Annotated in this window: 12 protein-coding genes; 7 read left to right on the forward strand and 5 right to left on the reverse strand. The window is 44.0% G+C overall.

The features are described 5' to 3' along the window. The first annotated feature begins 6 nt into the window (after positions 1-6). The 3 genes from TA_RS00635 to TA_RS00645 all read left to right on the forward strand — a co-directional run bounded on the left by TA_RS00635 (position 7) and on the right by TA_RS00645 (position 6,883). Complete coding sequence (locus tag TA_RS00635; protein ID WP_010900554.1) at positions 7-921, forward strand: carbohydrate ABC transporter permease; 915 nt, start codon at positions 7-9, stop codon at positions 919-921. Positions 922-929: 8 nt separating this feature from the next. Then, entirely contained in the window at positions 930-1,841 is a 912-nt protein-coding gene (locus TA_RS00640; RefSeq protein ID WP_197525260.1) for a sugar ABC transporter permease, read from the forward strand. A 116-nt stretch (positions 1,842-1,957) separates the two neighbouring features. Beyond that, entirely contained in the window at positions 1,958-6,883 is a 4,926-nt protein-coding gene (locus TA_RS00645) for a glucodextranase DOMON-like domain-containing protein (protein ID WP_010900556.1), read from the forward strand. A gap of 21 nt (positions 6,884-6,904) precedes the next feature. Here TA_RS00645 and TA_RS00650 read toward each other — a convergent pair whose 3' ends face one another. Next, positions 6,905-8,020, reverse strand: a complete 1,116-nt coding sequence (locus TA_RS00650; protein WP_010900557.1) for an ABC transporter ATP-binding protein — start codon at positions 8,018-8,020, stop codon at positions 6,905-6,907. 80 nt (positions 8,021-8,100) lie between these two features. Then, on the reverse strand, positions 8,101-8,451 hold the full coding sequence (locus TA_RS00655) for a winged helix-turn-helix transcriptional regulator (RefSeq protein WP_010900558.1): 351 nt from the start codon (positions 8,449-8,451) through the stop codon (positions 8,101-8,103). A 105-nt stretch (positions 8,452-8,556) separates the two neighbouring features. On the opposite strand from TA_RS00655, the gene TA_RS00660 reads away from it, so the two are divergent. Then, positions 8,557-9,099: a YceI family protein gene (locus tag TA_RS00660; protein ID WP_010900559.1), complete on the forward strand. Its 543-nt coding sequence runs from the start codon at positions 8,557-8,559 to the stop codon at positions 9,097-9,099. Further along, on the forward strand, positions 9,096-10,010 hold the full coding sequence (locus TA_RS00665; RefSeq protein ID WP_010900560.1) for a pirin family protein: 915 nt from the start codon (positions 9,096-9,098) through the stop codon (positions 10,008-10,010). Before TA_RS00660 ends, TA_RS00665 begins: the two co-directional genes overlap by 4 nt. A gap of 161 nt (positions 10,011-10,171) precedes the next feature. Here TA_RS00665 and TA_RS00670 read toward each other — a convergent pair whose 3' ends face one another. Then, a complete protein-coding gene (locus TA_RS00670; RefSeq protein WP_010900561.1) occupies positions 10,172-11,218 on the reverse strand; it encodes a TrmB family transcriptional regulator in 1,047 nt (348 codons plus the stop codon). A gap of 33 nt (positions 11,219-11,251) precedes the next feature. Beyond that, the gene (locus TA_RS00675; protein ID WP_052295710.1) at positions 11,252-11,620 is read right to left on the reverse strand and encodes a cupin domain-containing protein; all 369 of its coding nucleotides are present in this window, start codon (positions 11,618-11,620) and stop codon (positions 11,252-11,254) included. Positions 11,621-11,704: 84 nt separating this feature from the next. Here TA_RS00675 and TA_RS00680 point away from each other — a divergent pair, with 84 nt between their 5' ends. Further along, the gene (locus tag TA_RS00680) at positions 11,705-12,313 is read left to right on the forward strand and encodes a sulfite oxidase-like oxidoreductase (RefSeq protein WP_048161436.1); all 609 of its coding nucleotides are present in this window, start codon (positions 11,705-11,707) and stop codon (positions 12,311-12,313) included. On the opposite strand, the gene TA_RS00685 is transcribed toward TA_RS00680, so the two are convergent. Continuing rightward, positions 12,305-13,555, reverse strand: coding sequence for an MFS transporter (locus tag TA_RS00685; protein ID WP_010900564.1), 1,251 nt, complete (start codon positions 13,553-13,555; stop codon positions 12,305-12,307). The genes TA_RS00680 and TA_RS00685 overlap by 9 nt on opposite strands. Before the next feature lie 74 nt (positions 13,556-13,629). Here TA_RS00685 and TA_RS00690 point away from each other — a divergent pair, with 74 nt between their 5' ends. Beyond that, positions 13,630-15,480 (forward strand): glycoside hydrolase family 13 protein, encoded by a 1,851-nt coding sequence (locus TA_RS00690; protein ID WP_010900565.1) that lies wholly within the window; start codon positions 13,630-13,632, stop codon positions 15,478-15,480. Positions 15,481-15,491: the final 11 nt, after the last annotated feature.

Genomic DNA, 15,491 nt, shown 5'->3' on the forward strand with positions numbered 1-15,491 from the left:
TTAGCTATGAAGAGCATGAAAACATCTAACATATCAAATTTTTTCAATAAGAATCTAGATTGGAAGAGCATCATCTATGTCTTACCGGTGATAGCCGTTCTGATATTCCTCGACTTCTACCCTATAGGTGTTGGCATATACTTCTCCTTCACAAACCTCAATGTTGTGCATTTCTACGATTATAGTTTCATAGGCCTTGCAAATTACGTATCTATAGTGACCTCCAGCGCATTCCTACAGATAATATTGCATACGATAATATGGAGCGTTGGAAGCACGGCTCTAATGGTGCCGATGGGCTTTGCCCTTGCACTTGTCATCAACCAGAAAGGCCTTATAGGAAAGAGATTCTACAGAACTCTTATACTCTTTCCATGGGCTTATCCAGCCTTTATCACGCTCCTTATATGGAAAAATATGCTTAGTTACCATTTTGGAATAATAAACGAAGTCCTGAACGCAATTGGAATAAAAGGGCTTTTTTGGCTTGGAAGCCCTTCACTGGCCATGCTCTCCCTGATACTCGTGAACCTGTGGCTTTCATTTCCATATTATACATACGTTTTTACCGCTTCCATACAAAGTATCCCGTCCGAGTTATACGATGCAGCTGAGATGGATGGATATGGCACTTTGCGGACGCTCAGGCGTATAACAATTCCAATGCTCAGCAGGCAATTCGCTTTCATAACGATATTCGGTTTCATATTCACATGGAACAACTTCTATCCTGTATTCCTGCTTACAGGTGGCGGGCCACTGATATCCACGCAGATACTCATTACCTACTCCTACTATGAGGCCTTCACATACCTTGCCTATGGTGTTGGAATTGCCTATGCAATAATTTCCATACTTATCCTGCTAGTACTGGTTGTGCTTGCAAATAAGTACACCAAGATGATGCAGGTGCTCTATTAGGTGGTAAAATGGAAGAAACAAATGAGAATAAGAATATGAGGCGCCCAAGATACGCAGAGGCTTATATGCGTAAGAATACGTATTATAAGCGCATTTCTTTAATCAAGAAGATCCTCTCGCACATAATACTCATAATAGTTGGGATATATTCCATATTTCCGATATATTATGTAGTTTTAACATCCCTGAGCTCTGTGAACAGCATAGCTGAAACAAGCCTGTCTGATCTTCTCCCCAAATTCTTTTCGCTATCAAATTATTACCTGATACTTTTCAAGTATCCCTTCTTCACATGGCTAGGGAACACACTTATATTCTGTACAGCTTCCACAGCGATAGGAATTGCATTCGCAATAATAGCCGGCATAGGCATGGCGAGGTTCAACATACCTGGTAAGAAGGCGATCCTATACATGATGCTAATACTGACCATGTTTCCGTTTGTTGTTATGGTTATACCACTCTATTTCATGTTTGCAACGCTGCATCTTATTGATACGTACCAGGGCCTCATACTGGCATACACCGGCGGTGCCCTGATATACTCATCTTGGTTGATAATGAACTATGTAAACTCCCTGCCAAAGGACTATGAAGAAGCAGCACAGCTTGACGGTCTTACGCAGTCACAGGCCTTATTCAGAATATTGGTTCCAATGTCAAGGCCAGTGATAATATTTGCAGTACTGGTCGCATTCATGGGTCCATACACAGATTATGCTCTTGCAGGGCAATTCATAACGACACCGAGTATGTACACACTGGCCATAGGTCTTTACTACACTTCAACAGGGACAGTGGTCATGAATTACAACGTTTATGCGGCTTTCTCCGTTCTCATGGGCCTTCCTCTGTTCATACTCTTCTTCGTGTTCCAGAAATACCTCGTCAGTGGTTTCAGTCTAGCTACGTATAAATGATTTTTTGCACAGATAATTATTCATAATTTTTTAAATTAATTTCCGTATTTTCTGCTTATTTCTATCGTAAATGTACATTGAAAAAAATATTTATAGAGATTAGGGTTTATTATACCATGCAAAGTAGTAATAAGATGATAATAGTTCTAGTAATGGTCTCTCTCTTTCTTACCTCGCTTATGGCATCTTCAGTGTCAGCAGCCTCTCCGATGCCTTCGCAGCCCATACAGGTGACGCAAGGAAGCATAAGCTTCACAGGCAACGTTAAAGCAGACTTTTCTGGACACCTCATTTACAGGAATACGGAACCTTCGCTCTGGGGAAGTAATAATAATATATCATCATTTTATGTTTCGTTCAACGCAACGGATCTTTTTCTCGGAATTGAAGAGAACATCAGCAGCAACGCCCTTTACGTTTTCATAAGCAACGGTACCGATTCGCCTTACGGAACTTACGAAATATCGAATCTCAACGTCTGGGCGAGAAACATAAAGTTCTCAAGTCCGATCAACTACTTTTCTGCAGCATATTTTGGTGGAGATAATACGGGCATAACGGGATACGGAACATATCTCATCAATACCTCTCTCGCAAACCCATCACCCAATGCAAATCTGATACCTAGTACCTTCAGGTTCAATTCATCTGCAAACACCACAGAGATAGCAATTCCCTGGACATCCTTGTTTCCGGATGGCTACACCGGGCAGCTCATTATGAACTTTTCACTCTTCGTGGTGGGTGGAGAAGGATCATGGGTGGGAACTGGCATACCGTATCATCAGCAGGGTATATACAGCGATGGTAGCCAGCCATTCTTTATGGTCAATAATACACTTTCTCTGGACTTCGGGCACATGAATATACCGTCTTCAAGGCCAAAACCAATAGATCTTGCCATAATATACAATGATCATCAACCGCTCTACAAGATCGTCGGATCAAACAACTACGTACTGCCCTGGACGGAAGTACACGCCACTTCCGAATACATTGAACAGGCGCTCATTGCACACATGTTCCCGCAAATAAATGTAACATATGAGCTGTCCGGATCGCTCCTTTATCAGCTCGTAAACATATCCACGGATCCTTACTATAATAACACATTCATACAGTATGCATTCATACCTTACAGCGAACTGAACACAACACAGAATCAGAGTTTACTGGCGAACATAACAGCGGACTACTTCAGCATACCGTCCTACGTGTATAAGCTGGACGAACCAGCTTCCAATGAATACCTTGAGCTTCACAATATATGGGCTTCCGGTGGAAAATTGAGCAAGGCACAATTTGAAGATGCCAAGGTGCTCTGGTTCCTGTATGATATCAGCACACCTCTTGTTGAGGGTCAGCTCGGATCCACCTGGATGAACAGCACAATTTGGGCCATGCACAATCAAACCTCGTTCAGCCAGAGAGACCTGACGGAGATACTCCACTATTCAAAATGGCTTACCGGACAGGTTATACCAGCTTTCAGGAATGATATGCTTGGAAATGATCTGGGGAGCGACAACGTTGAACTATTTACAAGCCCATTCTATCACCCGCTTACGCCGCTGCTACTGGCCAATAATATATCTGGACCGGATGGAACTATACAGAAAGCCTCTTATTACAGCGATGTGCTGGCTCAGATGAATATAAGCAGGGGTCAGTTCCACGAACTCTTTGGGCAGTGGCCATCAGGTATGTATGCCCCAGAGTTCACGGTATCATATCAGATGATGCAGGCCATAAATGAATCCGGAGCCATATGGAGCAACAGTGCTGAAGCAACCCTTCGTGCTTCCGGAATAAATGCGCTGGGATATGACTTTGGTAACGGTGGCAACGTATCCCAGATGATGAACCTTTACACCCCATACATAGCATTGGGACCAAACAACACCTCGGTTTACATGTTCTTCAGGGACGGGTACATATCAAATAACTGGGCGTTCAACTACGGCAACCTGCCAACATGGACCGCAGTGGACAACATTATAAATTATCTCAAAGGGGTTTACAGCGCAATCCCGGCACAGTATCATCAGAGAACATTGGTAACAATCGGTATAGACGGAGAGAATTGGATGTTTATGTCTCCGTTCGCAGAGGATGGCGTTCCGTTTCTCGAGGATCTCTATACAGCTCTGGAACAGAACTCTACATATATTCACACCGTTACGCCTGAACAGTTTATAAATCAGATTAAAAATGAGGGAATTAAACTACCAGTGATACAGCACCTTGCTACCGCAGGCTGGAACAGCGGAAATGGAGAAGCTGCTCCCTATCAGAGCAATATATACCTTACGCAGTGGTCTGGGGATTCTGTTCAGGACTTTTACTGGCAGGCACTAAATGAGGTAAGAAGTGAAGTTTTGACATATCAGAAGATAAACAATTTAACGCAATTGCAGAACTATTCATCTTTTGAAAACAACCTTACCGCCAACAGCATTGAGGGCAATCTGACAAGGGCATGGAACGGCATCTACGCAGCAGAGGGAAGCGACTGGTTCTTCCAGATGGCTCCATGGACCATAAGCAGTTCGAACACGCTTCCATTTGACTACATTTTCAAAGGGGATCTTACATATGCGCTGAAGCAGATAGGCGCAAAGGTGCCGAATTATCTTACACTTGGTTACACTCCACCTCTGGTTCCGACTTCGATGGGAAACTACACTGTTCAGCATTCCCCATCTCTGAACGGATACCCGGGTGAGACCATCAGCACTCCCTACGGGATAGCTTCAACTCCGGTTGTGAGAAACCAGTGGAATGGCAGCATAGAGTACACCGATAACAACGCTTCGCATGGAGGCGTATCGCAGGTTGATATAGAGTACAATTCAACAACGCTGTTCGTTCAGGTCTACATAAACGGTCCAGCGTGGATTTACGGCATCGATCCGCTGAACAGCATTGGTGTCTACATTTCAATGCCTGATCCTACGATGGGAAGCAACATCAGCAATGACGTCCAGAGTTCTTCATTCTACACGGTAAATGGTTTGCAGAGTCTCGACTTTGCAGCCATGTACGCTGCTGTGATCAACGTGTCCTCGTTCAGTGATGGTGCGGGTTATTACAATTCATTCGTGTCGACCGGCCTTGACCACTGGTCTATTTTGCCACATAATCCAAACATGATCGCCTTTGCCAGATCAGTGGTGCAGTTCGCCATTCCCATGTCTATGATCGGCATAGTGCCAGGCGAATCATTTGAGATGGGGGTGTATGCCTACGATGGGCAATGCAATATCAGCAGTTCGCTATCTCCAGTTTACATAGATATACCACAGTCCATCGCTGCTTATGTACTTGTATCCTCTATACACAACACAGTTCCGCCAGTAGGGGATGGATATTACACCTATCCTGATCAGCCGACGCAGATACCTCCTGGATCGCTGAATCTTGAATACGTAAATGTATCTGAGAATCAGTTCAATGTATTGTGGGCGTTCAAATATGCACAGCTCTGGAACATATGGAACGGGCCGCTTGGATTTTCTAACCAGATAATAAACATCTTCCTATCAAATGGAAGCACGTCTGGAAATACATACCTGGGAAGTGGACCGAACGCAGAATCCAGCATACCGTGGCAGAAGATGATATACATCTCTGGATGGGCAACCTATGTGCAGACATTGACCGGTACCTATTCGAATGGAATACTCGTATCTGTAAACCTGTCGCTTGGCGAAATATATGTTACAATACCGATAGAATACCTGGGGCAGAACTTTCTATCATATAGATACCTGATAGTTGCTGGATCTTACGATGGATACGGCGTGGATGGATGGAGGGTTGTTGACCAGTACAACACTACGAATGGTGGCTGGCAGGGCGGTGGAGGATCGCCACCATGGAGTTCTAATATATACACGTACATAGCCCCGGCTACCGTTGGTGAGGGAACGCTGACCCAGCAGGAGGCGCTGTCGAACTTTTCTGTTGGACACTATGCCACTCTTGTCCCGATAACGCTTCCACCGTTGAATGAAACTTTGAGAATCTCGCTGGAGAAGGTAAATAGCATCGTATACGAATTTCCCAGTGTGATCAGATCCGGACGGAACTTTTACATGTACTTCATATCCAATATGAGCGGCTCGAACAGAGTCTACGTTTCTTCCACGAATGATTTCATCTCATGGAGCAAGCCAGTAGCGATACCTGGTACTGATGGCGCAGAGGATCTGAGTGTTTCATCCTGGATGGGGAATGTGTATCTGGCATACATGCTTGGTTCGGAGATCATAATCGAGGTAGGCCATGGATCCATTTTCAGGCAGATTTACGTCATGCATTCCAGCGCGATCAGGATCAGCATCTATTCCTATGGTTTCACCGTCTATCTGCTCGAGAGCTTCAAGACAAGCAATGGTTACTATTACGCACTCGTGCATATAAGCAACGGACATGTTACCAGCGAGATGATTCCTGTGATGGGCAGTTCTCCAGGTTCGCTAAGCGGTGCTATGGGCATGATCACAGTTTCGTACTACACCAAGAACATCGGTTACGACGCATTGCATATCATTCTGATGAACAGGAATATGCGTACTGTCTTAAAATACAGTGCAAACATTCATGAAGATCTCACTGGGGGAATATCGGTTGCATCCTCTCCATTTGGAATGCTTTTAGTGTCATATGTATCAACATCTGGTGAGTCTTACATGCTGAAAGTGGCAGCCATAAACCTGTTAATGAATAGTTGTTCAATGTATACTTACAATATAACATCATCAGCATTTGATATATCAAATCCATACATTGCATACACGCAGTTCGGAAGCATTATACTTGCATGGCATCAGGTGTACAACCTAAACAACACGGTGTTTGCAATGCGGTTAAATATGGGTACAATGCTTTTCAGCGATTTCTTTTCATCACCAATATTACAGCCGATCCCGTATCTTTACCAGGAAGCATGCCCTTCATTCCTCAGTGTATACAACTTCGGTATTCCGCTGGAAATAGCCACCAGCAACTATAATCCAGAAAATATTGAAATTTATTAATTCATAATTTTGCAGTCCGAATCAGGCCTCGGCAACGCTTATCTTTTTTCCGTTCCACAGTAATTTTCCTGAGCTTTTGTCAAAGATGAGCAGCCTGTTATTCAGAGGTATCAGTTTAACCTCCTCGCCTATTCTTCTTTCTTGGAGCAAAGAAGTAGCTCTCACAATTCTTGTGCCAGTATTCTTCACGATATAATACTCAAGCCGTCTCCGTCCAAGAGGCTGTATCGCTTCAAGCTCAGCAACGAAGCCTTCATCGCCTTCTCCAATATCCTCAGGTCTAATGCCTACAGTCACTTCAGCGACATTGTCTGGGAATTCCTGCCCTATGTCAAGCTTGAATTCGTTGATCCTCAGAATCTTATCACGGCCTTCGGTGACTATTGTTCCATCTATGAAGTTTATTGGTGGATCTCCGACAAATCCAGCTATAAAGGTATTAGCAGGTGAATCATAGACATCCATAGGCCCTCCTACCTGTATGAGATTTCCCCTGTTTATAACGCCAACCCTATCGGCAAGTGTCATAGCCTCGATCTGATCATGAGTGACGTATATTGTTGTGATACCCAACTGCTCGTGCAATTTCTTCAATTCAACTCTCATCGTGCCTCGCAGTTTCGCGTCGAGGTTCGATAATGGCTCATCCATGAGGAAAACAGCCGGCCTCCTAATGATTGCACGTCCCAGCGCAACTCTTTGCCTCTGTCCCCCCGATATCTGTCCCGGTTTCATGTTTAAAATGCCCTCTATATCAAGTAGCTTAGCAACCTCCCTTACGCGTTCGTCTATCTCCTGTTTACTGATCTTCTGGATCTTGAGGGGAAATGCTATATTGTCGTAAACGGTCATGAAGGGATAAAGAGCATAGTTCTGGAAGACCATTGCCATATCCCTATCCTTCGGAGGAAAATCCGTGATTTCATACTCATCTAGGAATATATGACCGGAATCAACTTTCTCTAGTCCTGCTATTATCCTCAGCATGGTAGATTTCCCAGAGCCGCTAGGGCCGAGAATAACAAAAAATTCACCATTGTTGATCGTGAGATTGATATCGAAAACACCTGTATGAGGTCCATTAGGCGAATTCTTTCCGAAATCTCTGGTTACATGTTCCAGCCTCACTACCGTCATGATGATAGTGTAGTCTTAACAGATAATTTAAACTTTTGTAATTTATGCTTCCATGCGTGGTATGTCATTAAGATTTCAATTTATAACGAATCCTGGCTATTCGTTACATAGTACGAATTATATGTCATCAGCCATTTTGAACCCCATGCCTTCAGATCGTTGAGAACTACCTTCAGATCCATCCCCTTTTGTGTTAGCGAATACATGACACGAAAAGGCTGTGTCGAAACTACATTTCTAGCTATGATGCCTTTTTCCTGAAGCCTTTTGAGCGTATTGGAAAGCGTTTTAGGACTCATGTTCCCCGCCATTCTGAGCATGTCATTGAATCCAAGGCTGCCGTCAGAAAGAAATCTTATCACAAGTAGATCATTCTCGTTTCCGACCTCTCTAATTGCCTCCACTATGGGGCATGTTTCGCCTTTGTCCAATCACACCACCTTTATTAATGTGGGTATAGTTAGTGAACATAGAGTTATTTAAAATATTTAAATGTTTATTCTATATCAGCTTCAGTAAATGTAGTAGGTGAAAAAATGGAAGTACTTAAGACATGGATGGCGGATCCCGTGCATTCGAACGTTGAGTTCGTGGTAAGGCACATGATGATATCCCGTGTAAGGGGCAGCTTCAAGAAGTTTGAGATAGCGTTTAACGGTGATCCGGAGAATCTGGAAAGCGGAAAGGCCACCGCAAAGATAGAGGTCGCAAGCGTCTTCACCGGCGATAATGGCAGGGACGACGATCTAAGGTCCTCGAATTTCTTTGAGATCTCGAAATATCCATACATAACATTCGAGTCAACAAAGATAGAGAAGGTATCCGGCGATCAGTACAAGGTGCATGGAAATCTTACGATAAAGAATGTCACAAAAGAAGTAATATTTGATGGAGAGCTGGGTGGAAAACTCAAAGATCCTTACGGAAATCAGAGATTCGGATTTTCTGCTACAGCCTCTATCAATCGCAGGGAGTTCGGGCTCACATGGAACATGGTGCTTGACAATGGTGGCGTGATGGTTGGTGATGTGGTTAAGGTGGAACTTGCGCTGGAAATGGTGGAGATGAAACAGAGTTGAAGGCAAAGATACCAGAGTACGTGTTCGAGGGATCGGTTACATACGATGGTGCTGGGGTCAAGCTGCGGAGAATGTTCGGATCTCAAAGAACCACAGCCATAACCGATCCTTTTCTTTTAATGGATATGTTCGGCTCTGATAACAGGGCCGACTACGATAACGGTTTTCCATGGCACCCGCATAGGGGTATAGAAACGATCACGTATCAGATCAAAGGCAAGACTTTCCATGAGGACAGCGAAGGGCACAGGGGCATCATTGCGCCAGGCGAGATACAATGGATGACCGCAGGCAGCGGAATATTCCATGAGGAGATGCCAAAGCCGATTTACTACGGAGAGGAGAATAAGTATCGGGAGAGGAACGATTCCAATGCTGGAATACAGCTGTGGCTCAATATGCCAGCATCTTCAAAGATGGCGGATCCGGCCTACAGGTCAATAAGATCGGATCAGATACCTCAAATTTCAGATGACTATGGAAATCGTATAAGGATCGTTGCGGGTACGGTGAACAGGGTAAGCGGAGCACTAAACGAGAATTTCCAGTATGATCTCATGCAGAGAATCGATCCATATTACGTAGAGATACTAATGGAACCAGACACTAGAACCAGCTTGTCTGTTCCAGAAGGGCATCGCGCTATAATGGCCATTGTAGAGGGTAGCATTAGGGTTAATGGATCCACCTTCAATGAAAAAAACGTCGCGGTGCTCTCAAAGGAAGGGACTGATATATTCATCGATTCGCAGGCAAATTCTAGGTTGATATTTCTGGCTGGCAAACCGCTCAATGAGCCCATAGCATGGTACGGGCCTATAGTCATGAACACTAGGGATCAGCTGATCCAGGCATTCAATGAACTCCAGGAAGGAAAATTTGTAAAGAATAGGAATCCGGTTTGGCAGTGAGATATAACGCGAAACGATATCACATGCGTTGTTTCTTTTTTGTGAGGTATTCACATATCCGGTGTTCCTAAGAGGAAATATTAAGTCTTCATGGATTTGTGCCATTTTTGGAAACACCGACTCATCTTAAAATAAGCGTAATTGTAGTATAAAAAAGCCCTCTACTGCTTCTGCGATATCGCCTGTTTGTTGGGTATCCAGACGTTCATTGTGAGTGTTTCAAGCTTTATATCCTCCATTCTGGCAGTTTTTCCGCCCACAGAATACACCCTTTCGTTGTCCTTGATGAAGAAGGTATGCTTGAACCCTGGTATGAGGTCTATTCCGGTTATTGTGCCCTCTATTTTCACCTGTCCCGTGGCACTGTAGCCCGTGACGATTCCGGATACGCTGTAAGATCTCTTGAAAAACGAATCAATTGCTTCACAGCTCAGCCATGCGGTGGAAAATTTTATGTTCTGCCTCACCGGAAAGTCATGGAACATGTCTGAAGGGCCCCAAATTGTGTGGTAGAAATAATAGTTCAGTATATGTATGAGCTCGTTCTCGTCAAAGTAAAGAGCATATCCCTCGGAATCCTCAGTGCTCTCAACGTTGATCAGGCCATGCTTTCTGTCAGCGATCATTACCTGTGAAGCTGACCCTCTCCTGATTCTGATCACTATATCCTCTGGAAAGGTCCTTAGAAAGTCCAACTCAGCATCGGGAAACGCCACTATCACAACGGTTATTCCGCGCTTTGCCGCATCTATGAAATACTTTTTCAGATACCTGATATTCTCATAATTGAGTGAGGCTATGAGTTCATTTTCGGCCTCATTTATCACATCCTTCATCTTCTCTCTGATCTGAAAATTGTTCTTGATCATCCAAAGATAGGGGTTGCTTTCTTTGAATTTCTTCTGCTGCTCTATATAGCTCTCAATCCTTTTCTTATAATCCCTTATTTCAATAAGCTTTCTATCGATAAAATTGTCGATGGGTACAGCCCGGTAAATCTTCCTCTTTCCTGGACTGACCTCCACAGCGCCCTTGGATTCAAGGCTTTCAAATATGTCATAAACTCTGGGTTGCGGCACCTTTGACAGTTTTGCCGTTTCCGTTGCACTGTTTGGGCCATAGATCAGGAGTGTTTTGTAAACCTTTATCTCGTAAGGTGTCAGTCCAAGCTTTGACAGATAAGAAAAAGCATCCTCCTCTTCATTCATAAATGTATATTATATGGACAAATTAATATTTTTTTATTCTCCAAGTATCATCTTCGCTGCTTTTATCGGTACAACGCAGATCATTCTGGTGTCCTCTTCTGCGTCCATTCCATGTTCTACGTTTGGAGGAATGAATATGAAGTCATCCGCTTTCGCAACATACATCTTACCATCAAGTTGAACTCTTACTCTGCCGGATATGATGAATATCTCGTGTTCATAATCATGATGGTGGTGCGGCGTTGATTTTCCCTTCTTCACGGTTATCAGTCTCATCGAATAATTTTCAGCGCCGTCTCTATGCGTAATCAGCCATCTTATTGTTGCACCTCCGTCCATCGGCATATCTTCAGCATCATTTGAATGGTGAACGAATCCAGATTTCTCAACAACTTTCTCCATATAATATGATCCGGCCACGGTATATATAAATTGTCTAGCTTGGCTTTAGATCAATGATATATATAAGCTGTGTATAGAAAATTTATGGAAAGAGTAACTGTCAAAAACCCTGGCCAGAGGTATATATCAAATTTCATAATATATGATGCACTAGGAGAACCGGAGATAGATCTCAAAAAGTGGAGACTTTGCGTTGAAGGTTTGGTCAAGGAGAAGAAATGCTACAGTTTCGATGATCTGGAAAGGATGCCGCACATAAACTACACAGCGGATTTTAACTGCGTTACCAAGTGGTCAATAAAGGATGTTGTGTGGGAAGGCCCGTCACTATCGGCACTCATAAGGGAAAGTGATCCGGATCAGAGGGCGAAATGGATTATGTTCTGGTCTGCGGACGGTTATTCCACGCCGGTGCCATTGGAATACGCCTTATCAGACAGATCCCTAATTGCCATAAAGATGAATGGATCCCATCTGAAGAGGGAGAACGGATTTCCTGCAAGGCCATTCATACCGGATCTCTATGGCTGGAAGAGCGCTAAATGGCTCACTTCTATTGAACTCATAGAGGATTACAAGGACGGATACTGGGAACAGTATGGATACCATGAGGTGGGCCGTGTGGAAGATGAGGAACGTTTCAAGGGATTCACCTGGAGGAGCATAAGGCGAAACTCACGGAGATCAGACTGAATGAGTTGTTCCAAGCCTTCCAAGGTATATGGAAAGCGGTATTGAGACGGTTAGAATCAACGCAGAAAGCAGAAACATCGTGTGCACATCGTTAACATAGTCGTAGGCGATGTTCCCAACTATTGGCCCTGCAGATAAGGCAACGCTGTTTGATAGTGTATAATAGGCCGTCCTCTTTACCCTGTTTTCTCCAGAGGATCTGCTTACCATCATGTTGAAGGATGCAAGTGAATACACGGAAAACGGTATGGACATGAGAATTACGATGGCCATAACATAGAATGGGCCTCTCATCGAATAGAGTATGAGGAAGAGCACAGCCAGCGATGCTGCGGTGATCAATATGGTCACCAAATACCCGGTTCGCATGGACATGATCTTTCCCAGCTTCTGTGATAGTATGTATAGTATCCCACTGGCTATCAGCACGGCCGTGTACACCGTTGATCCCAGATTGAGATATGGCCTTCCGAGGAGATAAAGCGTTATGTAAGGCTGTGAAAAATAGTAAGCGAATCCCACAATTGATAAGACCAACACAGCAAGGATGAACTCCAGTTCCGTCGATCCTGTTGATGATGTTGAATATACATCCCTAACCTTTGCCGAGGGTATGAACCTCATTATGCTTATGGAAAGCGCAGAAAATATGAATGATATTACGAACATCAGGAAGTAGTCAAATCTGTATCCATCAACTGATATGAAGATAGCAATGGCTATCAGATAGCCTACTATGCCGAACGCCTTCATTACCATGTTCCTTGTCGAGAAATAACCATCCCTGTTCTTCTCGCTTATCATTCCAGGTATCCAGAGAGTCCATGTTGTTCCAGAGAAAGAGGCAAAAAAGCTTCTCATAAGCAGCAGGCCAAGCAAAAGGTAGAGAAAATAGCGGGTGTGGATGAAAATGAGAATTGCAATTATGATCCAGGGAATTCTATCGAGAAACGTTGTTATGATTGTTATAGCCTTCAGATCATCCATACGGCGTAATAACCTGTAAGCAGCAATCTGTGAAAACGGCACTGCTATTACAGGAATGCCGGTGATGAAGCCTACTGGCGCCGATGACCCTATCATGAGGATGGCCAGCGGCACTATATATGGTGAAGTTATGGAACTGTATATGGACCAGAGCGCTCCGTCGCCTATTGAGAGATCCATAACCCGCTGCTCCGTTGTTCCCTGCCCTCTCAAGAAACGGCGAAGAAAGCTTGCAACACTGGATCTATATACCATTTGTTATGGTATAATCGTCTTGTTAAAAAACGCTTGCCGCATCGGTTATATCATACGATGTAGTATACCAACCGATGATTGATATTGAAATCGGCGGAGATGCGCCATTTTTCAGGAAGATCAAGGTGCATCTAGGCAAAATAGATGCAAGTACCGCTTATGTCGAAGGTACGTTCAACTGTCAGGGCGAGGGCAGCATAGTCCTGGAGGGGAACAGCGAATCGACAGATGAAGTGGATGGCCTCGTTCCAGATAAATACGAATTTAGGATAGCTCTCGATCAGTACCGGTTTCTGAGGAATAGCCAGTCAAGATCTAACATGTTCCAGGTATCATTATGGCTTGATGCTGTGTATCACGATCCTGATCTTTCTCAATTTTCCTGCATACTTGACGATAGGTTGATGGATATTAGGATAGCTGTGCCCAAGCAGGTGGTCTCGGTTCGTATTTTAACTGAATCGGAGGTTAAGGTGGTCTATTCCAGAAGATCATCCCAGGCGACCTACGACATTGTTGAATTTGTTATTTCAGGAGTATCTGGGTATGCCTTTGAGGTGGATCAGGTGAGATATCCGGATCATGGATACTACAGATCAACCAAAAGGATAAACTCAGAGGGTAACTCGAAGATAATGTACCATATATTCCCAGATCGTTTCCATCGTTATGGTGAAGATCGTCCGGGCCTCATAAAATGGGGCGAGAAGCCGTCTCGCGACTCATTCTTCGGCGGTAATCTGGAAGGTATAAGGCAGAAGATCCAGTATATCAAGGATCTCAGGGTGGATCACATATACCTGAATCCTCTATTCAAAAGCAAATCCAATCACAGGTACGATGTTGATGATTATTACAGCATCGATGAGTTGTTGGGTACGGATCAGGATCTGAAGAATCTCGTATCAGATGCCCATGCAAGCGGTATAAAAATAGTTCTTGATATGGTCTTCAATCACACTTCAACCGACTTCCCGGCCTTCAGAGATGTAATAGAGAAGGGCAGGAATTCACCTTATTACAGATGGTACATATTCCACAGGGATGAATTCACAGTATTCAGGGGAAGAGGAAAGAGAGGTAGTTATCCGTCCTATGAGACGTTCATGGGGTACGGAGGCATGCCGAAGCTTGATCACAGAAATCCTGAGGTGAGGCGATACTGCATAAATGTCCTGAAATATTATGTGCAGAAGTTCGATGTAGATGGATTCCGCTACGATGTGGCGCATTCCATATACAGCAAATTCTTCGAGGAGGTCTTCAGTGAGATCGGTACCGGAATTTTGCACATAGGGGAGGCGTGGTGCCTGCCCACCTACCTTGTGAACGGATCAGCATGGCAGAGCTATACAAATTATTTCCTAGGCGGATCCATCATCGATTTTTTGAAGGGATCGATAACGCTGGGAGAATTCTACGATAGGGTGCAGAGAATGCTGATCGTCAATGGTATAGAGAAACAGCAGGCCATGATGAATGTTTTGGATTCTCATGATACCCCAAGGATCTTAAGGATCCTGAATGGAGACAGGAAGAAGGTTAAGCTGGCCTACTCGATACTCTATCTGTTCGATGGTATAGCAACAATCTACTATGGCGATGAGGTTGGTCTGGATGGCGGAAAGGATCCGGACGACAGGAGATGCTTCCCGTGGGATTCTATGGATGAAGATATGCACAGCTTCTTCATGAACTTGGGTGATCTGAGAGAAAAATACAGTCTTGGATCAGCTGGCGTGATAACGGTCTTTGAGGACGAAGCATCATTCGTCATAGAGAAGGTCAAGGCTGGCAGATCCATATCCGTACATATGGCAAAGAATGGGCGCATGAAATTTCCGAAAGACTCATTAATCGCTGTGAGGGAGAATCAGAAAGAAGTCAAGCCATGGGATTTCTATATATATCTCCGTACAGTCTAAAATTTGCCATT

It is taken from the genome of Thermoplasma acidophilum DSM 1728 (genome assembly GCF_000195915.1).
Lineage (GTDB): Archaea > Thermoplasmatota > Thermoplasmata > Thermoplasmatales > Thermoplasmataceae > Thermoplasma > Thermoplasma acidophilum.

Excerpts from the sequence above, each read along its gene's own strand:
- TA_RS00640 (WP_197525260.1), top strand. The coding sequence starts at position 930 with ATGGAAGAAACAAATGAGAATAAGAATATGAGGCGCCCAAGATACGCA.
- TA_RS00675 (WP_052295710.1), bottom strand. The coding sequence starts at position 11,620 with ATGGAGAAAGTTGTTGAGAAATCTGGATTCGTTCACCATTCAAATGAT.
- TA_RS00650 (WP_010900557.1), bottom strand. The coding sequence starts at position 8,020 with ATGACGGTAGTGAGGCTGGAACATGTAACCAGAGATTTCGGAAAGAAT.
- TA_RS00670 (WP_010900561.1), bottom strand. The coding sequence starts at position 11,218 with ATGAATGAAGAGGAGGATGCTTTTTCTTATCTGTCAAAGCTTGGACTG.
- TA_RS00685 (WP_010900564.1), bottom strand. The coding sequence starts at position 13,555 with ATGGTATATAGATCCAGTGTTGCAAGCTTTCTTCGCCGTTTCTTGAGA.
- TA_RS00690 (WP_010900565.1), top strand. The coding sequence starts at position 13,630 with ATGATTGATATTGAAATCGGCGGAGATGCGCCATTTTTCAGGAAGATC.
- TA_RS00635 (WP_010900554.1), top strand. The coding sequence starts at position 7 with ATGAAGAGCATGAAAACATCTAACATATCAAATTTTTTCAATAAGAAT.
- TA_RS00660 (WP_010900559.1), top strand. The coding sequence starts at position 8,557 with ATGGAAGTACTTAAGACATGGATGGCGGATCCCGTGCATTCGAACGTT.
- TA_RS00680 (WP_048161436.1), top strand. The coding sequence starts at position 11,705 with ATGGAAAGAGTAACTGTCAAAAACCCTGGCCAGAGGTATATATCAAAT.
- TA_RS00645 (WP_010900556.1), top strand. The coding sequence starts at position 1,958 with ATGCAAAGTAGTAATAAGATGATAATAGTTCTAGTAATGGTCTCTCTC.